Origin of the sequence: Saccharibacillus brassicae (assembly GCF_006542275.1) — a bacterium.
GTDB classification, from domain to species: Bacteria; Bacillota; Bacilli; order Paenibacillales; family Paenibacillaceae; genus Saccharibacillus; species Saccharibacillus brassicae.
This window is the reverse complement of sequence record NZ_CP041217.1, coordinates 496234-519424: the sequence shown is the minus strand read 5'-3', so window position 1 is coordinate 519424 and position 23191 is coordinate 496234. Positions and strand designations below refer to the sequence as shown.

At 59.4% G+C, this 23191-nt stretch carries 19 protein-coding genes; 13 read left to right on the top strand and 6 right to left on the bottom strand.

Annotated elements, in window-relative coordinates; translation table 11 throughout:
* Nucleotides 1–218: 218 nt before the first annotated feature.
* Nucleotides 219–947, bottom strand: coding sequence for an MBL fold metallo-hydrolase (locus FFV09_RS02155; protein ID WP_141446159.1), 729 nt, complete (start codon nucleotides 945–947; stop codon nucleotides 219–221).
* Between the two features lie 264 nt (nucleotides 948–1211).
* Between FFV09_RS02155 and FFV09_RS02150 the strand changes: the two genes are divergently transcribed.
* Together FFV09_RS02150 and FFV09_RS02145 are read left to right on the top strand one after the other, a co-directional pair.
* Complete coding sequence (locus tag FFV09_RS02150) at nucleotides 1212–1760, top strand: stalk domain-containing protein (RefSeq protein ID WP_141446158.1); 549 nt, start codon at nucleotides 1212–1214, stop codon at nucleotides 1758–1760.
* A gap of 122 nt (nucleotides 1761–1882) precedes the next feature.
* The gene (locus FFV09_RS02145; protein ID WP_141446157.1) at nucleotides 1883–2203 is read left to right on the top strand and encodes a DUF1292 domain-containing protein; all 321 of its coding nucleotides are present in this window, start codon (nucleotides 1883–1885) and stop codon (nucleotides 2201–2203) included.
* Between the two features lie 345 nt (nucleotides 2204–2548).
* Here FFV09_RS02145 and FFV09_RS02140 read toward each other — a convergent pair whose 3' ends face one another.
* Entirely contained in the window at nucleotides 2549–4027 is a 1479-nt protein-coding gene (locus FFV09_RS02140; RefSeq protein WP_141446156.1) for an aminotransferase class I/II-fold pyridoxal phosphate-dependent enzyme, read from the bottom strand.
* A gap of 302 nt (nucleotides 4028–4329) precedes the next feature.
* Between FFV09_RS02140 and FFV09_RS02135 the strand changes: the two genes are divergently transcribed.
* Both FFV09_RS02135 and FFV09_RS02130 read left to right on the top strand, forming a co-directional pair.
* Nucleotides 4330–5616, top strand: a complete 1287-nt coding sequence (locus tag FFV09_RS02135; protein WP_141446155.1) for an MFS transporter — start codon at nucleotides 4330–4332, stop codon at nucleotides 5614–5616.
* Nucleotides 5617–6264: 648 nt separating this feature from the next.
* Nucleotides 6265–7059 carry an SDR family NAD(P)-dependent oxidoreductase gene (locus FFV09_RS02130; RefSeq protein WP_141446154.1) on the top strand — a complete coding sequence of 265 codons (795 nt, stop codon included), beginning with the start codon at nucleotides 6265–6267 and terminating at the stop codon, nucleotides 7057–7059.
* 107 nt (nucleotides 7060–7166) lie between these two features.
* On the opposite strand, the gene FFV09_RS02125 is transcribed toward FFV09_RS02130, so the two are convergent.
* Nucleotides 7167–7802 (bottom strand): DUF1054 domain-containing protein, encoded by a 636-nt coding sequence (locus FFV09_RS02125; RefSeq protein WP_141446153.1) that lies wholly within the window; start codon nucleotides 7800–7802, stop codon nucleotides 7167–7169.
* Nucleotides 7803–8011: 209 nt separating this feature from the next.
* Here FFV09_RS02125 and gndA point away from each other — a divergent pair, with 209 nt between their 5' ends.
* Entirely contained in the window at nucleotides 8012–9463 is a 1452-nt protein-coding gene (gene gndA, locus FFV09_RS02120; RefSeq protein WP_141446152.1) for an NADP-dependent phosphogluconate dehydrogenase, read from the top strand.
* Between the two features lie 246 nt (nucleotides 9464–9709).
* Here gndA and FFV09_RS02115 read toward each other — a convergent pair whose 3' ends face one another.
* Nucleotides 9710–10012, bottom strand: a complete 303-nt coding sequence (locus FFV09_RS02115) for a rhodanese-like domain-containing protein (protein ID WP_141446151.1) — start codon at nucleotides 10010–10012, stop codon at nucleotides 9710–9712.
* A 93-nt stretch (nucleotides 10013–10105) separates the two neighbouring features.
* Between FFV09_RS02115 and aroA the strand changes: the two genes are divergently transcribed.
* The 4 genes from aroA (at nucleotide 10106) to ptsP (ending at nucleotide 15850) form a co-directional block, all read left to right on the top strand.
* A complete protein-coding gene (aroA, locus tag FFV09_RS02110; protein ID WP_141446150.1) occupies nucleotides 10106–11398 on the top strand; it encodes a 3-phosphoshikimate 1-carboxyvinyltransferase in 1293 nt (430 codons plus the stop codon).
* Between the two features lie 37 nt (nucleotides 11399–11435).
* On the top strand, nucleotides 11436–11870 hold the full coding sequence (locus FFV09_RS02105) for a CoA-binding protein (protein WP_141446149.1): 435 nt from the start codon (nucleotides 11436–11438) through the stop codon (nucleotides 11868–11870).
* A 369-nt stretch (nucleotides 11871–12239) separates the two neighbouring features.
* Nucleotides 12240–14129, top strand: coding sequence for a glucose PTS transporter subunit IIA (locus tag FFV09_RS02100; protein WP_141446148.1), 1890 nt, complete (start codon nucleotides 12240–12242; stop codon nucleotides 14127–14129).
* Nucleotides 14126–15850: a phosphoenolpyruvate--protein phosphotransferase gene (gene ptsP, locus FFV09_RS02095; RefSeq protein ID WP_141446147.1), complete on the top strand. Its 1725-nt coding sequence runs from the start codon at nucleotides 14126–14128 to the stop codon at nucleotides 15848–15850. Before FFV09_RS02100 ends, ptsP begins: the two co-directional genes overlap by 4 nt.
* A gap of 142 nt (nucleotides 15851–15992) precedes the next feature.
* Here ptsP and FFV09_RS02090 read toward each other — a convergent pair whose 3' ends face one another.
* Nucleotides 15993–16529 carry a type 1 glutamine amidotransferase domain-containing protein gene (locus FFV09_RS02090; protein WP_141446146.1) on the bottom strand — a complete coding sequence of 179 codons (537 nt, stop codon included), beginning with the start codon at nucleotides 16527–16529 and terminating at the stop codon, nucleotides 15993–15995.
* A 266-nt stretch (nucleotides 16530–16795) separates the two neighbouring features.
* Here FFV09_RS02090 and FFV09_RS02085 point away from each other — a divergent pair, with 266 nt between their 5' ends.
* The 4 genes from FFV09_RS02085 (at nucleotide 16796) to FFV09_RS02070 (ending at nucleotide 19581) form a co-directional block, all read left to right on the top strand.
* Nucleotides 16796–17248 (top strand): hypothetical protein, encoded by a 453-nt coding sequence (locus tag FFV09_RS02085; RefSeq protein ID WP_141446145.1) that lies wholly within the window; start codon nucleotides 16796–16798, stop codon nucleotides 17246–17248.
* 120 nt (nucleotides 17249–17368) lie between these two features.
* On the top strand, nucleotides 17369–17710 hold the full coding sequence (gene ytxJ, locus FFV09_RS02080) for a bacillithiol system redox-active protein YtxJ (protein WP_141446144.1): 342 nt from the start codon (nucleotides 17369–17371) through the stop codon (nucleotides 17708–17710).
* A 140-nt stretch (nucleotides 17711–17850) separates the two neighbouring features.
* Nucleotides 17851–18861: a catabolite control protein A gene (gene ccpA, locus FFV09_RS02075; RefSeq protein WP_141446143.1), complete on the top strand. Its 1011-nt coding sequence runs from the start codon at nucleotides 17851–17853 to the stop codon at nucleotides 18859–18861.
* A 6-nt stretch (nucleotides 18862–18867) separates the two neighbouring features.
* The gene (locus FFV09_RS02070; RefSeq protein ID WP_141446142.1) at nucleotides 18868–19581 is read left to right on the top strand and encodes a 5'-methylthioadenosine/adenosylhomocysteine nucleosidase; all 714 of its coding nucleotides are present in this window, start codon (nucleotides 18868–18870) and stop codon (nucleotides 19579–19581) included.
* Between the two features lie 254 nt (nucleotides 19582–19835).
* Here the strand turns inward: FFV09_RS02070 and FFV09_RS02065 are convergent, their stop codons facing one another.
* Complete coding sequence (locus FFV09_RS02065) at nucleotides 19836–23066, bottom strand: transglycosylase domain-containing protein (protein WP_141446141.1); 3231 nt, start codon at nucleotides 23064–23066, stop codon at nucleotides 19836–19838.
* Nucleotides 23067–23191 lie beyond the last annotated feature (125 nt).

Sequence of the window (23191 nt, the reverse complement as noted above, 5' to 3'; positions counted from 1 at the left end):
ATCGGATTCCGCTGCCGTCTCCTGCCCGTAAGCCGGGCTCGTCCGAACTTGTCTGCGGTCATCCGCGGCTGTCCGGACACGCCGAAAAACCGGCGCATCGATCACCGATGCGCCGGTTTTTTTGACGAAACTTTTTAAAGAAACTTATTAACGGAATTTATTGGACGAACTTTTGTTGAGCGAACGTTTTTTGGGAGAGTTCGGTTTCGCGGCCGCCGTCAGATCGGATACACGAGTCCCTGCTCCAGAAACTCCATTTTGCCGGTCCGGCCGACGAACTGCTCTTTGTTGTCCGCGTAATGCATCAGCTTGATGATCGACTGCATCTCTTCCGGCAGCGACAGCAGCTCGTCCAGCGTCGTATGCACGGCTCCCGGCCCTTCGAGCTGGACTTCGTGCAGGATGCGCCGGATGCCGCGGTCGCGCACGAGCGTCGTCAGCAGCTCGGGCTCGAACGTCATGTCGGCGCTGTAGAACACGTCGCGATTGAGAATCAGCGAATAGCTTTTTTTGCCGGCGATATGCGAGGTGGGAACCAGTTCCACGCACAGGTTCGGCGCCAGTTCCTGCACGTCGCCGACGCGCAGCGCACGGACGTCGAACGCGTCTTCGAGCTTCTCCAGCCCTTCCTGCGTCATGCCGCCCGACAGCGTGTTCTGCCACAGCGGGTCGACGAGCGCTTCGGGCAGCAGCAGCACCGGCCGCCGCCCGTGCTTGAACTTCATCTGGAAGCCGTATTCTTCGAGGCCTCCGACGTGGTCGCCGTGCGTATGCGTCACGAGCACCGCATCCAGTTCTTCCATGCCGATGCCAAGCTCGTACAGCGCCAGAGGCGCCGTAATGCCGCAGTCGATCAGCAGCTTGAAGCCGTCCTGCTCGATCAGCGCGTTATTGTTGAAATATTTTTTGGCAAAAGCGTTACCCGTCCCGATCATTTGAAGGTTCATTGCGCATGCCCCCAGTCCTGTATTCGACGAGCATCGAAGCCGCAGCCGGATGCGTGCCGTTTCTTCCGCATCATTATGGACGATTTCCGCGTCGGAATCAACAAAGTGACCGCAACTTGACAGGGACGCGCGAGTATACATGTATAAGAACGGTCTTCCGAAAAGGCCGGCAGGCGCTGCAGAGGGGAATGCTTCGACCTGTAGGTATAGGAAAGCTTGGACTTGCACACGATGCAAACGATACAGAGAGGATGACGCCCGAATATGAGGTGGAAAAGAATTGCGGCCTGTACGCTGGCTCTGTCGCTGCTTAGCGGCTCCACGGTCTTTGCCGAATCGGCTTTTCAAAAAATAAGGGTTCTGATCAACGGGAATGCCGTCAGCACGGGCGGTTACCTGATCGACGGAACGACTTACGTGCCGGTGCGCGAATTCGACGGTCTGGCCGAGTACAACGAGAGCAGCAGGACGGTGACTTTTAACAAGCCCAACGTCGATATGTTCCTGTTCAAAGGAGATACGCCGTTTGGCAACGTCAGCGTAGGGAAACTGAAATTCTACATTTTCTCGCAGATTGACGGCTTGAACACCGATATCCAGTCGGTCAAAGTGTCCATGCGCAATCCGGCGGGGGAAGTCAAAGATATCCAGTCGCAGGATCTAAGTTCGCGCAAAGACAATTTCTGGTTCAAAACGTACGATTTCACGTACGATTTCAGTCGGGCGGGCAAGTATTACGTCGAGTTTTATATCAAAAAAAGCGGCGGCGCCTACTCGATGGTCGCGCAAAAAACGATCAACGCCGTCGACTGATTGCGGACGCGTTTCTCAAATTGACCTCTACAGGGCGAAGTGGTAGGATAAGCGGTGTGCTTTAAATTTTGGGGCGTACATGCGTCAGGCGCATACGCCGTAGGAAACGGGGTTTTACCACAATGAGCGAACACGAACATAACCACAATCATGCACACGGGGATCATGCCGGTCATGACCATAGCGAAGACGAAGAAATCGTAGTCGCGTTCAGCGACGAAGACGGCAACGAGAAAGAAATGGTGCTCGTGCAGACTTTCGACGTGGGCGAAGACGTCTACGCCCTGCTGCTGGAGCGCAACAATCCGGAAGCGGACGGTTTCATTCTGCGCCTCGAAGAAGAAGACGGGGAGACCGTGCTCGTCAACATCGAGGAAGAAGAAGAGTGGGCCAAAGTCGAAGCGGCTTACAACGAACTCGTCGCGGCGCAGGGCGAAGAGTAAGCGGAGCTTGGCTCTTGGGCTGGCGGCGCTAAGCCCGAACCCGGAAGCCGACTCCAGAGGATGTTCCCGATCGGGAACATCCTCTTTGTCGTGTCCGCGAGCGGCAGAGGCAGGGCGGCAGGCGAAAAGGCAAGGGGAACGGCAAGCCAAAAAATCCGCACTTAGCCGGCTTCGGGCAAGAAAAAACCGGCCCAAGCGCCAAACGCCGAGAAGGCGCTTGTTCGCTTGGGCCGGTCGCATGAATCTGCATCGGATTCCGCTTCGGAAGCGGACGGAAAAACGTGCTTGTCCGGATCGGGCTTGCGACGAATCGGGTATTGCGGTTTTTCTGTTGCGGTTTTGCGTTTAGCGGATCGCGCCCGGTTCGACGATGACTTTGACGAACTGTACGCTGCGGTCTTCCGGTCCTTTGACCGGGAGGCCGACTTCGACGTGATCGACGATGTAGTCGATATTGTCCTGCGAGATAACTTCGCCCGGCAGCAGGATCGGAATGCCCGGCGGATAGACGTAGATGAACTCGGCGATGATGCGGTCCGCGGAGTCCTTCAGCGGAATCGATTCGGTCTCGCCGTAGAACGCGTCCCGCGGCAGGATGGCCAGATGCGGGATGTCCGGAATCTTGACGACCAGCTCTTTGACTTCTTTGCCCTGATTGAGGAAATCTTCGGACATTTCGCGCAGCGCGTTCAGCAGGATGCGGATCGTGTCTTCGCTGTCTCCGGCCGTGATAAGGCACAGGACGTTGTACATGTCGCTCATTTCGACTTCGATGTTATGGTTGTCCCGCAGCCAGTTCTCGGCTTCGTAGCCGGTGATGCCCAGATGCCGGACCTGGATCGTGATCTTGGTCGGGTCGTAATCGTACGTCGCTTCGCTGCCGATGATGTCCTCGCCGAAGCAGTACAAGCCTTCGATCTGGTTCACGGCGCTGCGCACGTAGTCGGCGAAATCGAGCGCGCGTTCGGCCATTGCGTAGCCGTTCAGCGCAAGCTGGCGGCGCGCCGTATCGAGCGACGCGAGCAGGATATACGAGGTGGACGTCGTCGTCAGCATGCTGATGACCGTCTGCACCCGTTTGGGGTTGATGTACCCGTTTCTCGTGTTCACGTTCAGCACGGAACTTTGCGTCATCGAGCCGCCGAGCTTGTGCACGCTCGTCGCGGCCATGTCCGCGCCCGCCTGCATGGCCGACAGCGGCAGCTGGTCGTGGAAATGGATCAGCACGCCGTGCGCTTCGTCGACGAGCACCGGTACGCCGTAGCTGTGCGACAGCGCCACGATCTGCTGCAGGTCGGCGCAGACGCCGTAATACGTCGGATTGATGACGAGCAGCGCTTTGGCGTCGGCATGCAGCTTCAGCGCTTTGCGCACGGAGCTTGTGGTGATGCCGTGGTCGATACCGAGGTTGGTATCGCGTTCCGGCGCGATGAACACCGGCTTGGCGCCGGCGTAGATGATTGCGCCGAGAATCGATTTGTGCACGTTGCGCGGCACGATGATCTTGTCGCCCGGCCCGCAGACAGACAGGATCATCGTGATGATCGCGCTGCTCGTGCCCTGGACGGAGAAGAAGGTGTGGGTAGCGCCGAAGGCGTCCGCAGCCAACTGCTGAGCTTCTTCGATCACGCCGGTCGGCTGATGCAAATCGTCGAGGGGAGCGATATTGATCAGGTCTATGGAAAGGGCGTTTTCCCCAATAAATTCACGAAATTCCGGGTCCATCCCCATTCCTTTCTTGTGGCCTGGAATGTGAAACTGTACCGGATTTTGGTCCGCGTGCCGTTTGAGGGCGGTAAATAGCGGAGTACGAGCATGATCCATTAGGGTTGTCACAACCTTTCGTGTGCGTAGAGTATGTTGAAGCACTTATGAAAAAATCAAACAAATTGAGTATAGCAAAACGAGGCGGGATTGCAAGGATGCATTTGGCAGGACCTTCAATGCGGGGGCGGCGCGGGAAAAAGACGTCTATCGATCGGCGGGCCCGTTAGACTTCCCGAGGGTTCAGCCGATATAATGGCAGAAGATCGATAGAGACAGACCGAACAGGCGGCGCCGCTCGGGCGCCGCGCGTGGAGAGGCCGACTGCTTTAGGAAGGCGGACGGCTCGAAAGGGGAATATGATGAAAGAGCGGTTAATCGTCCCGCAGTCCAAGCCCAAATTTTTTTCGTTGTTTTCCTGCTTATTCATTATCGTCTTTTTGACCGAATTCGTAAAAGGCGCTTTGTTCGTCACCGTGCTGCCCGTCTACATGAACGATGCGCTGGGGCTTCCGGCCCTTACGATCAGCCTGGCCTTTTCGCTCCAGTACGTGGGCGAGAACGTGCTGCGCAGCCCCGCCGGCTGGATGGCCGAGCACGTCGGACTGCGCGGCACGATCGCGGCCGGGCTGCTGCTGTCGTGGGCAGCCGTCGTCGTGATCGCTTTCTCGATGACCGGCCCTTCGCTGATCGTCGCCTGCACGCTGCTCGGAATCGGCACGGCGCCGATCTGGCCGGTCGTCATGAGCACGATCAGCATGGAAGCCGAAGCGACCGGTGATACCGGCTCGCGCATGGGCATCATCCAGATCGCCACGCTTGCCGGAACAGGAGCGGGGCCGCTGATCTCGAACCTGCTGATCGGCGATTCGTACCGGGTCATCTTCTGGGTGCTGGTGTTCGTCATGGCGCTCGTCACGTCCGCCGCGCTGCTGCTGCCGCGCAGAATGCGCAGCGTCGCTCCGCGGCTCGCGCGCCGTCCGCGCATCCATCTGTCGATGCCCAGCCGCGTCCGCCGCGTCGTGAAGCGCCGGGCAATCCGCTCGGTCTATTCCGTCCGCAAAGTGATCCGGGCGCTGCTCGCGCTCAAGCTCACGCCGCTGCTGTACCCGGCGATGTTTCTCCAGTCGTTCGCAATCGGCATCCTGTCGCCGGTCATAGCGATGTATATCCGCAACGAACTCGGCATGACGGCCGGGCAGTTCAATCTGCTGCTGATCGTGGGCGGAGGCGTCGCCGTCGTCGGGCTCATTCCGGCCGGCAAGCTCGTCGACCGGTTCGGCACCCGCTGGTTTTTGCATATCGGCTTCTTGATGGCCGTGATCGCGCTGGCCGGCCTCGCTTCGACGCACACGATGTCGCTCGTCTGGTGCTTCGTCCTGACGGCCGGCGTCGGCTTCGCCATGATTCTGCCCGCCTGGAACACGCTGCTCGCGCAGCTCGTGCCGGAGAAAGAGCGCGGCGCGATCTGGGGCGTCTTCCTGACGCTGCAGGGCGCGGGCACCGTGCTCGGCCCGCTGGCCGGCGGCTGGACCTGGGACCATATCGGTCCGCAGGCGCCGTTCTGGGCGAGCGCCATTTCGATGGCGCTGCTGCTCGTTATCCATGCGCCGATCGCCTGGTCGTCGCGCCGGGCGCGGACTGTCTGAAGGCGGAGCGGGGGCGAGAGCGGACAGGGACGGATAGGCTTGGCAGCGCCGGCATTCGGCAGATCGCGCCGTCCGCGCCGGCCGCGCGGCCTAACGAATCCTCTTATCGCTATTTGCCGCTATTAGGCCTTTTTCGCGATCTAACGAATCGTCCTATCGTTATTTCCCGTTTCGGGGCCGTTTTTGGCCGATTTTGCGCCAATAGCGCTGCGACGATTCGTTAGATTGCCCAAAAGCGCCTTGGGACGCAAATAGCGTGATACGGATTCGCCCGACCCGCCGAAGCCGCCCTTTCAGGGCGGCTCAACGTGTCGAGAAAGTCCGATTCTGAACAAAGTGAGGAGGCGGAGGGAGAAATTCAGTGTAGGAGCGCCAGCGTTCGCCTTTGAAAATCAGGAAAATCCCATTCAAATTTGATCCGTTTTCCTGATTTCAACACGCGACCGGAACGAATTTCTCCCGCAGTCGACAAGCTTCTCATACGTATAGGACTTTCTCGACAGCCGAAGCCGCCCTTTCCGGGCGGCTTTTTTTGCGCGGCCCCGCGGCCCTACGGCTATGTCTCCCCGCGGCCCGCCGCGGATTAAAATCGCGCCAAACGGTTAAAGTAAGAAAGGTGAAAGCAAACACGAAGAGGAGGCAGGCGGCATGCAGTTGAATTTGCAAAACAAAGTCGTAATCGTAACGGGGGCAAGTTCGGGCATCGGCCTGGCGACGGCGAAGCTGTTTCTCGAAGAAGGAGCAAACGTAGTCGGCGCGAGCCGTCATCCCGAACGGATCCGCGAGCTGGGCGAAGAAGACCGGGTGCTGGCCGTGGAAGCGGACCTGAGCACGGCGGAAGGGCCGAAGCAGCTGGTCGAAGCGGCGATCGCGAAGTTCGGGCGCATCGACGTGCTCGTCAACAACGCGGGCATTTCCCATTCGCGGCTGGACGGGTTTCTCGGGACGACCGACGAGCAGTGGGAAGAGACGTATCTCAACAATCTGATGAGCATGGTGCGCACGTCCCGGGCGGCTATTCCGCATATGGCGCAGCAGGGCAAAGGGGTCATTCTCAGCGTCGCTTCGGAAGACGCGCGCCAGCCGCAGCCGATGTCGGTCGACTATTCCGCGTTCAAGGCGGGGCTGCTCAGCGTGGGCAAAGCGCTGTCGCTGGAATTCGGCGAACAGGGCATCCGCGTCAACACGGTCTCCCCGGGTCCGACGCACACGAACATCTGGGATCAGCCGGGCGGGATGATCGACGCGATCTCGGAAAAGTTCGACAAGCCGAAAAACGAAGTGATCGACTTTTTCGTGGACGAGGTGCGCGAGCTTCCGGTCGGCCGGATCGGGCAGCCCGAAGACATCGCGTCGATGATCGTCTTTCTGGCTTCGGACCGGGCGGAATACGCGTCGGGCGCGGAATATCCGGTCAACGGCGGTTCGTTCAAAGGCATGTAAGTTCGCGCAATAAAGCAGGGCAGCGCACGAAAAAGCGGCTTCCGTCCATGTATCCCATGAGCGGAAGCCGCGGTTCGCCGATTTTCTTTTTTATCCTATCCAAAAGGTCAAAAAGCCATCCGGTACAGCGGCAGCAGCGTCTCGAACGTGTCTTCGACCGTCCGCGCAAGGGTGCCGCCGTCTTGGAGCCTTGGATCGTCCTTTTGCAAAAAGCGGCCGCACAGCACTTCGGACTGCTTGACGGTCGCGAGGCGGTCGGCGATCAAGCGCAGTCCTTCGCGGCCGAGCTCCGAATGCTTCACGCCGCCCGGCTTCGTATGATCGACCGACCAGTAGAATTCGCTCTGCATTCCGGCCGGGACGAGGTTAAGCACTTCGCTCTCGTTCGCGGGCAGCGCCCGGGACAGCACCGTTTTGTTCGGGCTTTCGTAGATAACGGCCATGACGATGAACAGATAGTCGGCGAACAGCCCTACCTGAAAATGCGGCAGCGCTTTGTAACCCCGTTTGCTCGTCGCCCACGCGACCCACGTATCGTTCGGCGGGTGAACGGTGCGGCGGGCGTGCTTGGCGACATGCGGGTACATCTCTTCGCCGCACTGCGCGGACAGGAACGGCGCGATACCGCGGCCCAGTTCGTCCAGCTTCGGCCGCACGTTCGCGATCAGCGCGTCCATGCGGGGCTGCAGCCCCTCTATTTCGAATACGGCAAAATCTTTTTCGAGAAAACCTTGAACGTTCATGTTGTGGCTCCTTTCGTCGGACGGTTCCCGGAGGAACCCGCAAGCGATTCAACGGCCATTATAGCACGAGCTTGAAGGCTTCAAGCAAGCGGAACACATCATGAAGGCTTGATGAAGGGGAATTCCGAGGACTTCACTTTACTAAACAAAACGAGTACAATGAAAATTATTGCAACCCTATTTCATACGCAAAGGATGGAGAACCTAAAATGTCGAAACAGCAAATTGGCGTAGTCGGCCTTGCCGTCATGGGCAAAAATCTGGCGCTCAATATCGAAAGCAAAGGTTTTACCGTCTCGGTATATAACCGCTCCCCGCAGAAGACCCACGATCTGGTCGAGGAAGCCAAAGGCAAAAACCTGGTCGGTACGTTCTCGGTGGAAGAATTCGTTCAATCCCTCGAAGTGCCGCGCAAAATCCTGATCATGGTTCAAGCAGGTCCCGCGACGGACGCGACGATCGAGCAGCTGATTCCGTTCCTGGATCAGGGCGACATCATCATCGACGGCGGCAACGCCTACTTCCCGGACACGCAGCGCCGCAGCGAAGACCTTGAAGGCAAAGGCTTCCGCTTTATCGGCACGGGCGTATCGGGCGGCGAAGAAGGCGCGCTCAAGGGCCCTGCCATCATGCCGGGCGGACCAAGAAGCGCTTATGAGCTGGTCGAGCCGATTCTGACCGGAATCTCGGCCCATGTGGACGGCGAACCTTGCTGCACCTACATCGGACCGGGCGGCGCAGGCCACTACGTGAAGATGGTGCACAACGGTATCGAGTACGGCGACATGCAGCTGATCGGCGAAGCGTACCACCTGCTCAAAGACGTGGTTGGCGCCGATACGGACGAACTGCACGACATTTTCAGCGAATGGAACAAGGGCGAACTCGACAGCTACCTGATCGAGATCACGACCGACATCTTCTCGCAAAAAGATCCGGACACGGGCAAACCGATGGTTGACGTGATCCTCGACTCCGCCGGCCAAAAAGGCACGGGCAAATGGACAAGCCAAAGCGCGCTCGACCTCGGCGTTCCGCTGTCCATGATTACGGAATCCGTGTTCGCGCGTTTCCTGTCCGCCATGAAAGACGAGCGCGTAGCGGCAAGCAAAGTGCTCAGCGGACCGAAGACCGAAGCGTTCTCGGGCGATCGCGCCGAGTTTATCGAGAACGTGCGCAAAGCGCTGTTCGCGAGCAAAATCGTCTCGTACGCGCAGGGCTTCGCGCAGATGCGCGCCGCTTCCGACGAATACGGCTGGGATCTGCAGTACGGCAACATCGCCATGATCTTCCGCGGCGGCTGCATCATCCGTTCGCAGTTCCTGCAAAACATCAAGGACGCGTACGAGAAAAACGGCGAACTCGCGAACCTGCTGCTCGACGATTACTTCAAGAACATCATCGAGAACTACCAGGATTCGTGGCGTAAAGTGATCGCTTCGGCGGTCATGAACGGCATTCCGGTTCCGGGCTTCGCAAGCGCGCTGGCGTACTACGACAGCTACCGTACGGAGCGCCTGCCGGCGAACCTGCTGCAAGCGCAGCGCGACTACTTCGGCGCCCACACGTTCAAGAGAGTGGACAAAGAAGGCGTCTTCCACCACGAGTGGCTCGATCTCGACAACGGCACGCTCGACCTGCCGGGCACGAAAAACCAATAATCGTTCGCAAGCGCCCGCAAGGGCATTTGCCCGATAAACAAGCGGCGCAGGGCCGTCTCTCAAGACAGCCCTGCGCCGCTTTTGTTGTACATAAGCCCAATAAGTGTCGAACATAAACCTAATAAGGCCGTATCCGGCCAAATTGGATATTTTAACGCTGCACAGCGTCTAATTGTTGAACGACAACAAGCGACCGTGGTATAGTAGACAAAAAAGGAGCCCGAAGGCTCCTGCTGGATCGTCGATCTATTCTTCGTTCCAGGCGAGCATGCCGCCGGACATGTTGACGACCTTGTCGAATCCGGACTGCTCCAGATATTCGCAGGCGCGTTCGCTGCGGTAACCGCTGCGGCAAATAAAGACTGTCTCGCGATCGGGGTCGAGTTCGTCCAGTCGTCCGGCCAGTTGGCCGAGCGGAATATGAACGGCGCCGGGGATCATGCCCTGGGCCACCTCTTCGGGTTCTCGCACGTCGATCATCAGCGGGGCTTCGCCCCGTTCGACCCGCTCGCGAAGTTCCGAAGGTTCGATCTGTGCAATGGGATTCATGGCTTTCCTGCCTTTCGGTTGGGATATGTTCATGATAGCCAATATCAAAAACTTGTGTCAAATCCAAATAGACAAGCCCGGAGGAGAATGGTTATGGACGTGATTGTCAGACGCACCGAGAAACTGGAAGGCGCGATCGAAGCGCTGTCTTCCAAAAACTATACGACCCGTTACCTGCTCGCCGCCGCTTTGGCGGACGGCACCAGCACCGTGCGCTTTCCCGCGCACAGCGAAGACAGCGACGCGATGCGCCGCTGCATCGCGGAACTCGGAGCCGAACTGCAAGAAGACGACGAGAAGATCGTCATTACCGGCTTCGGCCGGAATCCCAAGCGGACAGCCGAACTGAACGTCGGCAACGCCGGCGCGGTGCTGCGCTTCCTGCTGGCGATCTCCGCGTTGTCGGAGGATGTACATTTCGTCAATACGTATCCCGATTCGCTCGGCAAGCGTCCGCATGACGACCTGATCGAAGCGCTGCGCCAGATGGGCGCGCAGGTCGACGATAACGGCGGCCGGCTGCCGATCACCGTCAAGGGACCGGTCCGCGGCGGCGCGATTACCGTATCGGGCGAAGTCAGCTCGCAGTATCTCAGCGCGCTGCTGTTCCTGACTCCGCTGCTCGAAGAAGACAGCGAGATTACGGTCACCGGCGACCTGAAGTCCAAAGTCGTCGTCGGCCAGACGCTCGAAGTGCTTGAGCAGTCCGGCATTACGGTCGAAGCCAACGCCGACTACTCGTTGTTCCGCGTGCCGGGCGGGCAGGCTTACCGGGCCGGCGACTATGCCGTGCAGGGCGATTACCCCGGCTCCGCCGCGATCTTGTCCGCGGCTGCCGTGCTGCCGTCCGACGTGACGGTGCGCCGCCTGGCGGTGCACAGCAAGCAGGGCGAACGCGCCGTCGTCGACGTGCTGCGCCTGATGGAAGCGCCGCTGACGCACGAGCACGATATCGCGGTCGTACGCGGCACGGGCACACTTCAAGCCGTCGAATTCGACGGCGACGCGGCTACCGACGCGGTGCTGGCGATGGTGGCGGCGGCCGTATTCGCGGAAGGCACTTCGCGCTTCTATAATGTGGAAAATTTGCGCTACAAGGAATGCGACCGTATTACCGACTACCTGAACGAGCTGCGCAAAGCGGGCGCGGACGTGGAAGAGACGCAGAGCGAGATCATCGTGCACGGACGTCCGCAGGGCGTGGCCGGCGGCGTTCGCATCGACTCGCATTACGATCACCGCGTGATTATGGCGCTGACGATCGTCGGCCTGCGCGCCGAGCAGCCGATCACGATTACCGACGCGCACCACGTCGCCAAGTCGTATCCGGGCTTCTTCGATGACATGATCGCGCTTGGCGCGAACGTGGAATGGGTAAAAGAATAAGCGAAAGCTTATCCCAGGACCCAAGGAGGACAACCCCATGCCTTTTCAAAATCCAAGCCGTGAACAGATCGGCACGCTGCTGCAAGCAGCGGGCAATATCGCGGTCGTCGGCCTGTCCGACAAGCCGGACCGGACCTCGTACATGGTGTCGCACGCGATGCAGTCGCGCGGCTACCGCATCATCCCGGTGAACCCGGCCGCCGCCGGGCAGCAAATTCTCGGCGAGACGTGCTACGCTTCGCTTGCCGACGTGCCCGATCCGATCGACATCGTCGACGTGTTCCGCCGCAGCGAGTTCTGCGCCGACGTCGCCCGCGAAGCCGTCGAAGCCGGCGCCAAGACGCTGTGGCTTCAGTCCGGCGTGTTCAGCGACGAAGCGGCCGCTATTGCCGGCGACGCCGGCCTGACCGTCATCATGGACCGCTGCATCAAGGTCGAAGACGCCGTAACCGGCGCCGGCTCCCGCCGCTGAGCTTGTTCGTTGCGGACGCGCAAGGGCGCGCAAAGTTCGGACAATGCGCCTTGGCCGCGCCCGGCAGTCTGACCTCTTCTTATGCGGCTTGTATCCAAAACGGTGCCCGGCGATCCAAGATCGCCGGGCACCGTTTTTCTCGTCTGTGCTTCATCTCTGCATGATCCGGCTTGCCGGGCGCAGCGAGCGGTCGCGGCGAACTTCTCCCCGCCGTTTGCACAAGCTTTTCCCCGAAGAGGAACGCCCGGTTCCAAAGGCTTTTCCGTTCTATCGGAAGAGCTTTTTCGCACGGCGAAAAAACGCCCCGAATCCTTTGACAAACCTTTCTTCAAAGCTTACCATTTGAAAGAAGAGAGGAGAGGGGCATCTTTGAATTGGTTAGGTTCGCTTCAACAGCTTGGACGGGCCGTGATGATCCCGACGATGGTTCTGCCCGCTGCGGCCATCCTGCTCAGCGCGGGCAGCCTTCCCTGGGGAGCATGGGGGCTTCCGGGCGTGTCCGAAGCGTTAAACGTGGCCGGATCGGGCGTACTGCTCTATCTGCCTTATCTATTCGCCGTGGGCGTGGCGCTCGGGCTCGCCAACCAGGCGGGCTATGCCGGTCTGGCGGCGCTGATGGGCATGACCATCTACGAGCGCGTCGTCGATCATTTCGCGAGCGGGCAGATTCAGCCGACGACGCTGATCGGCATCCTGCTCGGCGTAATCGCCGGGGCGCTGTACAATCGCTTCAAGGATCTCAAACTTCCCGAAACGATCCAGTTTTTCGGCGGATCGCGCTTCGTCCTGCTGTTTATGGGACTGCTGTCGGCGCTGTTCGCTTTTGCCATGCTTGCGATTGGGCCGCTGCTGCAGGCGCTGATCAATCTGATGCATCTCGAAGTCCAGTCGACGGGCGGGTTCGGCCTGTTCGTCTACGGCATCTTGTATCGGGTATTGTCGGCGTTCGGCCTGCATCATCTGCTGAATAATGTCGTCTGGTTTCAGTTCGGTTCGTACGAGACGGCATCCGGCATGGTCGTACAGGGCGATCTGCCGCGCTTTTTCGCCGGAGATCCGACCGCGGGGCTGTTCATGGCGGGCTTGTTCCCGATCATGATGTTTGCGCTGCCCGCAACCGCGATGGCCGTCATTCACGAAGCGCGCGAAGACTTGAAGCCCAAAGTGCGCAAAACGTTTGTCCGCGCCGCGCTCGTCTGTCTGCTGACCGGCGTGTCGGAACAGATCGAATTCGCGTTTCTGTTCGCTTCGCCGTTTCTGTTCGCGCTGCATGCCGTGCTTGCGGGCTTCGCCATGTGGCTGACGTACGCGCTCGATATTCATCACGGCTTCTCGTATTCGGCCGGCCTGATCGATTTCGTGCTCAATTTCCATCTGTCCACGAACGGCTGGCTGCTGATCCCGATCGGTATCGTGTACGGCCTCGGCTATTACGTGCTGTTTCGCTGGGCGATCCGCAAATTCCAGATTCCGACGCCGGGCCGGGAAGAAGGCTCGACGCTCGAAGACTGGGCCGGCAATATCCCGTACCGCGCGCCGCTCATTTTGCAGGCGCTCGGCGGCCGGGATAACATCGTGCAGGTACAGGCCTGCATCACCCGCCTGCGCCTGACGGTCAAAAGCGACCGGAAGATCGACGGACACGCGCTCAAATCGCTTGGTTCCGCGGGCTTGATCCGACTCGGCGGCGGCAACGTCCAGGTCGTGTTCGGCACTTATTCCGAGCTGATCCGCGAAGAGATCAACAAGCTGATCGACCGCGAGCTGGACCATGTGCTGTTCGCTTCGCCGGTGCAGGGCCGGATGATTCCGCTCGACGAAGTGCCGGACCAGATTTTTGCCAAAAAACTTGTCGGCGACGGCGTCGCTTTTTTCCCGGAAAAAGACGAGCTTGTCTCGCCGGTGGGGGGCACGGTGCTGCATGTGTATCCGACGCAGCACGCGCTCGGCATCCGGACGAACGAAGATATCGACGTGCTGCTGCATGTCGGCATCGATACGTCGCATATCGAAGGAGCGTTCAAAGCGTTCGTCGAAGTCGGCGACATCGTGGAACCCGGCCAGCTGCTGATCCGTTTCGATCTGCCGCTGCTGCGGGAAAAAGCGAAATCGCTCGCGACGCCGATGCTGATCACGAATCCGGACCGCGTCCGTTCCTGGAGTTTCGCGCCGTTCAAAGCGGTCAAAAAAGGCCAGGCGTCGGTCATGTCGGTCGTGCTGTACGATAAAGATAGAGAAACGGGAGGGGGAGGACGATGATTACCTGTATCGGGGCCGCGCCCGGCGTAGCGATCGGGAGAGCTTTCGTTCTGCCGACATGGGAATGGGACGTGCCGGACCAGAAAATGGACGTGGTCGATCTGACGCGCGAATTCGAACGTCTGACCGAAGGCATCCATACGTCCCGCTGCGAGATCGAAGACATGAAAAAAGAGGTCAAAGAAATGGTCGGACCGGAAGAATCGAGCATTTTCGATGCCCATCTGGCCATTCTCGAAGACCCGGTATTCATGAGCGAAATCAAAGGAATCATCGAGCGGCAGTACAAAGCGGCGGAAGTGGCGGTCAAGGAAGCGATCGACCACTTCGTCACCATGTTCGACCTGCTCGACGACGAATACATGAAAGAGCGCGCGACCGATATCAAAGACGTGGGCAACCGCCTGCTCAAGCATCTGCTCGGCGCGCCGGAGATCAAACTGCCTTCGGACACGCAGCCGTACATCCTGGTCGCCAAAGAGCTGTCCCCGTCGCAGCTCGTGCATCTCAATCCGCAGCATGTGCTCGGGATCGTGACGCTGATCGGCGGCAAAACGTCGCATTCGGCGATCATGTCGCGGGCGATGGGCATCCCGCTCGTGGCGGGCCTCGAAGGCAAGCGCGAAGAAGCGTTCCAGACGGGCGAGCTGCTCGTGATCGACGGAGACGAAGGCGTCTTGTTCATCGATCCGGACGAAGAGACGCAGCGCGTATACGCGGACAAACAGCGCAAGCTTCAGCGTAAAAAAGAGCAGCTGCAGCTGTTGGCCGAAGTCGATGCGGTAACCCGCGACGGAGAGCATCTGACGCTTGCCGCTAACATCAGCTCGCTGCGCGAACTGGAAACGTCGCTCAAGCACGGCGCCCAGGGCGTCGGGCTGTTCCGGACCGAGTTCCTCTACATGGACCGGTCGGAATTCCCGAGCGAAGACGAACAGTTCGACGTGTACCGCCGCATAGCGCAGCGGGCGTCCGGCCAGCCGGTCGTTATCCGCACGCTCGATATAGGCGGCGACAAGCAGCTCGATTATTTCGCGCTGCCGGAAGAAGACAATCCGTTTCTCGGCTACCGGGCGATCCGGATCAGCCTGGACCGGCCGGATCTGTTCCTGACGCAGCTGCGCGCGATTTTGCGCGCCAGCGCTTTCGGCGACGTGCGCGTGCTGTATCCGATGATCTCGTCGGTGGACGAAGTGCTGCAGGCCAAAGAACTGCTGAAGCGGGCGATGGGTCAGCTAGGCGACCGGGGAGAAGCGTATAACGCGGATATTCCGGTCGGGATCATGATCGAAGTGCCGGCGGCGGCCGCTATCGCGGACCTGCTGGCCGAAGAAGTCGACTTTTTCAGTATCGGCACGAACGATCTCGTGCAGTACGTGCTGGCCGTCGACCGGATGAACGAGCAGATCGCGCATATGTACCATCCGTACCATCCGGCCGTACTGCGCATGCTGCGCATGACCGTGAACGCGGCGCGCGACCGCGGCATCGAAGTGAGCGTCTGCGGCGAATTGGCCGGCGACGAGCGGGCGATCCCGATCTGGCTCGAACTCGGCGTCAGCAAGCTCAGCATGTCGCCGCAGTCGCTGCTGCGCGTGAAGCACCGCGTGCTGAACACGTCGGCCGCCGAAGCGCGCGACACGGGCCGGCAGTGTTTCCGGCTCGGCCGTTCCGGCGAGATCGAGCGCCTGCTGTCCGCGTACGTCACGCCGGTAAGGTGAAGGCCCTGCGGCGGTATTGACGCTGCGCGGCCGACACGACAAAAACCGCCCCCGATCCGGGGGCGGTTTTTTTGCATACCGAAAACCGAAAATCAAAAATTGAAAAACGAAAATCGAAAACCGGATCAGGACGAAGCGCCGCTCATTTCCCGGCTGCCGAATTCGCCAGCGCGTCGCAGAACGCGCGTCCGTAAGGCGGCAGATCCGGCGGTCTGCGGGCCGAGATAATATGGCCGTCGACGACGACCGGCTCGTCTTGCCAGATCGCGCCGGCATTTTCCATATCGTCGCGAATGCCCGGCGTCGACGTGACCGTCACGCCGTCCAGAATTTTGGCCGAGATCAGCACCCAACCGGCGTGACAGATTTGCCCGATCGGTTTTTTGGCTTCGTGCATCTCCCGAACGAGCTGGAGCACTTTCGGGTAGCGGCGCAGCTTGTCCGGCGCCCAACCGCCCGGCACGAGAATGCCGTCGTAATCGGCGCTGTCCAACTCGTCGAAGCCGTATTCCGCTTCGGCGGGAACGCCGTATTTGCCGATATACGTTTTGCCTTTTTCCGCGCCGGCCAGATGAACTTCGGCTCCTTCTTCGCGTACCCGGTAAACGGGCACCCACAATTCCAGATCCTCGAATTCTTCGTCGACCAGAGCGATCACTTTTTTTCCGTCAAGACGCATGAAGATTCACCGATCCTTTCCGTAAGGGTCTATGCGGTCCAATAACCTCTTTCATTGTAACAGGACGGAAGGTCGGCCGCAAAACGGACAAAGAAACGTAAAACGTTTTATTGAAAGCGCTTAATTAATTTGGAAAACAAGCAGGAATTTGCGTGACGCGCAGCGAATCTATTTGCAGAAGCCTTTCTTTTGCCGCCTACCGCGCATGGGCAGGCTTTTACGCCGGAATACGGTGAATATCATATCCAAGGTGGAGGGATTGTTGGATGCTGGAGCATTGCGGATGCGGACAAAGATACGACCTGGATTTTCGACTCGTCGATTACAAACAGCATGTCAGCATTGACAACGTGCCCGTTCTGATCTGCCCAAAATGCGAGCACGAAGAAGTGCTGCACTGGGTGAAGCGCGACCTGACCACGCTGCTGGAGAGCCTGCCGCTGGACGGAGACCGTTACGGATTGGACTACACGGATTTTAACGAGCTGGCCCACATCGTGTATACGATCTTTACGTGCAGCGAAGTGGATACCAAAGACGCGTTCAAGGCGGAGATTACGGAAACGTGCATGATCCGGATCAATGCGCTGCTGGATTTGTACCGCTGCGCGGCGGGAGTCGGGGACCGGTCTTGGATGACGGAGATCGAATGCAGCCTGGCCCAACTGACGGAGAAAGTCGTCGTGGACGGACAGGAGCTGCGGTTTTCGCCGGCTTGAAGGAAGCGGTATGTTTTGAGCACTTTTGACTTCGATTTCCCCTATTGATACACTGAAAATTGACACTTGTATGGACAATGACAGGTGCCCAGATTTGCAGAACCGGGAGGAGACCGCATCATGCCTACTTTTAACCAGATCACGACCAGCGAGCAGCTGGAAGCCGTTATTCGCGAGTCGCAGGAGAAGCCGGTGCTGCTGTTCAAGCACAGCACGCGCTGCCCGATCAGTGCCGGAGCCTATGCGCAAGCGCAGAGCTATTTGAAAGGTTCGCCGAATCCGGACGCTGCCTACGCGCTGATCCATGTCGTGGAAGACCGTCCGGTATCGCTTGAAGCCGCGGACCGCCTCGGGGTGGAGCATGCGTCGCCGCAGGCGATTTTGCTCAAGGAAGGCCGGGCGGTTTGGAACGTTTCGCATTCCCGCATCACTTCTTCCGCTTTGCAGGAGGCGCTGTCCTAGGACAGCCGCCTTTTTTGGAAAAAAGTGAAGCGTTAACATTGCGCACTAAGCAAATTTATCGTATCATGGTACTAATGAAAGCTTGAATGTAATTCATTGAAACATGATTGAAAAATTTACTGGCAATGGAGAGAACAGATGTGACGGTAACTATTTATGATGTGGCACGCGAAGCAGGCGTATCGATGGCCACCGTTTCGCGGGTCGTAAACAACAACCCGAACGTAAAGCCGCAGACCCGCAAGAAAGTCTACGAAGCGATCGAACGTTTGGGCTATCGCCCGAATGCGGTTGCACGCGGCCTTGCAAGCAAGAAGACGACGACGGTCGGGGTAGTCATTCCCGATATTTCCAATTCGATTTTCGCCGAGATCGCGCGCGGCATCGAAGATATCGCCAACATGTACCATTACAATATCATTTTGTGCAACGCCGATAAGAAAAAAGACAAAGAGATTCGCGTCATCAACACGCTGCTGGAGAAACAGGTCGACGGCCTGCTGTTCATGGGCGGAACGATTACCGAAGATCATGTCCAGGCTTTCCAGACAGCTTCGGTGCCGATCGTTCTTTGCGCAACCAAAGATGAAAACGGTACGATTCCGGCTGTCGACATCGACCACGAAGCGGCGGCTTTCGACGCGGTCAGCACCCTGGTCCGTCACGGGCACCGCGAAATCGCGATGATCAGCGGCACGCTGCAGGATCCGGCCAACGGTTACTCGCGCTTCCAGGGGTACAAACGCGCGCTGGAAACGGCGGGTATCGAGTACCAGGAAGATCTGGTCCGCATCGGCAACTACCGGTACGAATCGGGCGTGGAAGCGATGAAATATTTCCTCGGCCTCAAACGCAAACCGAGCGCAATCTTCGCCGCAACGGACGAGATGGCGATCGGCGCGATCCACAGCGTGCAGGACGAAGGCTATAAAGTGCCGGACGACTTCTCGATCATCAGCGTGGACAATATCCGCATGGCTTCGATGGTTCGCCCGCAGCTGACGACCGTCGCCCAGCCGATGTACGATATCGGCGCGGTCGCGATGCGCCTGCTGACGAAGCTGATGAAAAAAGAGAACGTCGAAAACGCGCAGGTCATTCTGCCGCACGAAACGATTCTCCGTCTGTCCGTCGCCCGCTTGAACGACTAGGCGCCGATGGACAACACGATCCGTCCGATCGCCCTGATGGGCGCGATGGACGAAGAAATCAGGCTTCTGCTTGACGAAATGCAGCATGCCCGCAGCCGGAAGGCGGCGGGCATTATGTATACGGAAGGCATGTTCCGCGGCCGGCACGTCGTCGTCTGCCGCAGCGGAGTCGGCAAAGTCAACGCCGCGGCCGCCGCGCAGATCCTGATCAGCGAGTTTCGCGTGCAGGCGCTGATCTTTACCGGCGTGGCGGGAGCGCTGCATCCGGAACTCCGGATCGGCGACATCGTCGTGTCTGCCGACAGCCGGCAGCACGATATGGATGTGTCGCCGCTTGGCTATGCGCCGGGCGAGATTCCGTTTCACGCCGAATCGATCTTTCCGGCCGACCGCCGGTTGATCGAGCTGGCCGAACGATCGTGCCGGGCGGAAGGCGCTTCTTTCCGGGTAGGGCGGGTGCTCTCGGGCGACCGCTTTATCGCGGATCGCGACGACGTCCGGCGTCTGCGCGACGACTTCGGCGGACTCTGCACCGAAATGGAAGGGGCGGCGGTCGGCCAGGTCTGCCGTATGAACGACCTGCCGCACGTCATTCTGCGTTCGATGTCCGATCGGGGCAACGGCGAAGCGCCCGCAAGCTTCGCCGAGTTCACCCGGACCGCTTCGGCCCGTTCGTTCGCGATCGCGGCCGGCATCCTCGAACGTTGGGAAGAGGCTTGATGCGGCGGACAAGATCGGCGGGCTGAAGAGGTAGCAATTCGATTGGACGAGAGATAGCGAGCGAATAAGGCAGTGAGCCGCCTTGCGGCCGGCAGGCGCCGGCTGCAACGCGCATAACAAAACCCCCGGATACCGCTGCTGCGGTATCCGGGGGTTTTTGCGTTCGTGTTTTTGCGTTCGTTTGGTATTCATATGAAGGGAAAGGAAGCAGGAGTGAAGCTTGCTCCTGCGGCCGGGCAATCGCAGCCGGTCCGTTACGGACTGGCCACGCTCACGGCCGCGGACTGGGCCGACTCGCCGGCTTCGTTGGAAGCCGACACTTTGAACCACGCCGCGTACGGCGCCTCCAGCGTGTAGGAGAACGAAGCCGAAGCCGTCGTTCCGATTACGTTGTACGGGCCGCCGGCCGACGTGCTGTAATACACGGTGTAGGAAGTCGCGCCTTCCGACTTCTGCCAACCGAGCCGTGCTCCGCCGGCCGAACCGTTGCCTTGAAGCTGGCGCGGTTCTACCGGAGGCGTAACAGCGGCCGGCACTTCCGGCTGCTCGGCTTCCGCAGGCGGCGTCTCGGCTTCGGCCGGCGCTTCCGCCGGCACTTCCGGTTCGGCCGTGCCGTCTCCGAGTTCGCCGATCGGCTGTTCTTCTTCGATCGGCTCTTCCGGCGTCTCGGCCGCCGGTTCTTCGATCACGTCGTTCGGCACGACGATGCCTTCGACCGCTGCGCCTTCTTCCGGCACGCTCGGTGCCGGTTCCGGCGTATCGTTCACCGGCGGAGGCGCCTGGACGGCTGCTCCGACGATCCGGCTCGGCGACGATTCGTTGCCCGAGACGTCGACTGCCGCCACGTAATGCGTAGCGGAACTTGGCGAGATACGGAACTGCAGGAATTCGCCCGTGCGCACGCTGCCCGCGCGCTGGAACGAACTGCCGCCGTCCCAGGAGCTGTACAGCCGGTAGCCGACAACGTCGTTTTCCGGATTCGCGGTGAACGCGATCTCCGTGCCGGAGTTATCCATCCAGACGTTGACCGGAGCGGAAGGGGCATAGCCGTCGTCCGTTCGCGGGTCGACTTCTTTGGGCATGTCGACGCCGGCATCGGCGGGAATATAATAATCGAGCGATTGGCCGTTGCTCATCTTGGAGAGCGCGTTCTGCAGCTCCAGAATCAGCTCGTTGATCGGCTTCTCGCGGTTTACGGTCACTTTGTCCAGCACCATATCGTCCGGCGTTTCCGCGTGCGGCACGTAGTTGACGCCGTTATAGACGATATATTGCGCCTGGACGAGACCGTCGTCGTAATCGGTCGGCACGAATTTTTCGTTGAAAATGTCCGTGACCAGTTTGCCCGACTGCACCGTCAATTCGGTCGGAAGCTTGCCGCTGAAGCCGGATACGGTCTGGGTGACGATCCCTTCGGGTTCCGCGAACGCCTTCGTCGGGAACAGCTCCGGCTTGCGCGCGTTGACTTCGTTCATGATCGTCGCCCATAGAATCCGGGCACGGCCTTTGTCGTCGTTCATCGTATTAACCGGCTGGTTGTAGCCGGCCCAGACGCCGAGCGTCAGGTCGGGCGTATAGCCCATGAACCAGACGTCGCCGTAATCCTGGGTCGAACCCGTTTTGCCGGCTACGGCGATCTCTCCGTACGAGTTGAACAGCTCGGGAATGCTTCCGTTCGAAGCGTCGCCCGTGCCGTCGCTGACGACGCTCTCCAGCATGTCGGTCATCAGATAAGCCGTCTGCTTGGAGAAGACCCGATCCGGACTGACCTGATGCTTGTAGACGATATTGCCTTTGGAGTCGACAATCTTCTCGATCATGTACGTCGGATTGAATTCGCCGCCGTTGCCGATCGCGGCGTAGGCGCCGGTCATTTCCTTGACCGTGACGCCCTGGCTCATCCCGCCGAGCACGCCGGTCTGCGCTTTGTAATCACTGTCGGCGATCGTGGTGATGCCCAGCTTCTTGGCGAAAGCCCAGGCTTCTTTGATCCCGACCTTTTCGTTGAACAGCTTGAGCGCGATCGTGTTCAGCGATTGGTTCAGCGCATAACGCGCCGTAACCAGTCCCTGATACCGCCCGTTGGCGTTTTTCGGAATATGGAACGTCGAGCCGGTCGCCAAAATGATCGGCGCGTCGTCGACGACGCTCGCTGGCTGGATCGTGCCGTTGTCGAGCGCCGGCAGATAAGCCGCGATCGGCTTCATGGCCGAACCCGGCTGCCGCTTCATCTGCGTGGAGAGGTTCATCTCCAGCGTGTCGAAGCTGCGGCCTTCGATCATGCCGAGCACCGCGCCGGTCTTCTGGTCGACGAGGCTGGCCGCGAGCTGCTGCGGCAGCCCGCCCGGATCGGCGGCGCCGAAGTTGGCCGGATTCTCCGCCACGCCGCGCATCGTTTTGTAGATGTCTTTGTCGATCGTCGTGTAGACGCGGTAGCCTCCGGTCAGCAGCAGTTGGTTCGCCGTCTCGTAGGAAGAACTGCTCTCGCCCGACGAAGCGTCCCCGCCCGGATTTTGCAGCGTCATGATGATCTTCGTCGCTTCGCGTTCGACTTCGGCCATCAGGTACGGATACGTCGCGTACGCTTTCGGCATTTTGCCCGACAGCGAGCCCTGCAGATCGAAAGCGAGCGCTTCGTCGTATTCGCCCTGCGTGATCTTGCCGTCTTCGAGCATGTTCGCCAGTACCCGATGCTGGCGGCTGACGGCGTTATTGAACCCTTTTTCGTTGAATCCGCCCCGGCTGTCAAAAGCGGAATACGTCGTCGGCAGCTGCGGCAGCCCCGACAGGTAAGCGGCCTGGGCCAGATTCAGCTGCGACGGATCGCTGAGGCCGAAGATGCCTTTGGCCGCCGCCTTGATGCCGAACAGATTGTAGCCGGCGGACCCTTTGCCGAACGGCATCTTGTTCAGGTAAGCCGTCATGATCTCTTCTTTGGACAGGAAACGTTCCATCCGCAGGGAGAGCAGAATTTCCTTGATCTTGCGGTCGTTCGTTTTGTCGAGACTCAAAAACACGCGCCGCGCGAGCTGCTGCGTCAGCGTACTGCCGCCGGTTTGGACCGACTCGTTCAGCAATTTTTGCTTGACTGCGCGCAGCGTGCTTTTGGTATCGATACCGGGATGTTCATAGAAACTTTTGTCTTCGATCGAGACCAGCGCGTCGATCGCGCTCTGCGGAATCTGTTCGTACACGACCGGCCTGCGGTCTTCGTCGGTACGCAGCTGGCCGATCGGCGCGCTGTCCCGGAAATAAGCGAAGCCCGTGATGGCGTTCTCGTCGATCGCTTGTTCGATCGAAGCTCGGGAGCGAACAGGCTCATCTTTGAGAATGGAGGTCACATACCCCGCTGCCGCGCCTCCGCCAAACAAAAGGATCGCAAATCCGAGAATGACGACCCACTTGAAAAAGGTCAGCGTTTTGCGGAAAAACGATCTTTTCTTGACGGAAGGTTTATTTTCGGGCGTTTTGTTTTCGTCTGCCATTGGCGTATCTTCCTCCTTTGAACAGGGCTTATTATAGCATAAAAACAAGAAAAACAGCACAAAAAATGGGGAGGAGGGCCAAGGAAGAGGAGGTGCTGCGGCCGGAGAGAACAGGGGCGAAGATC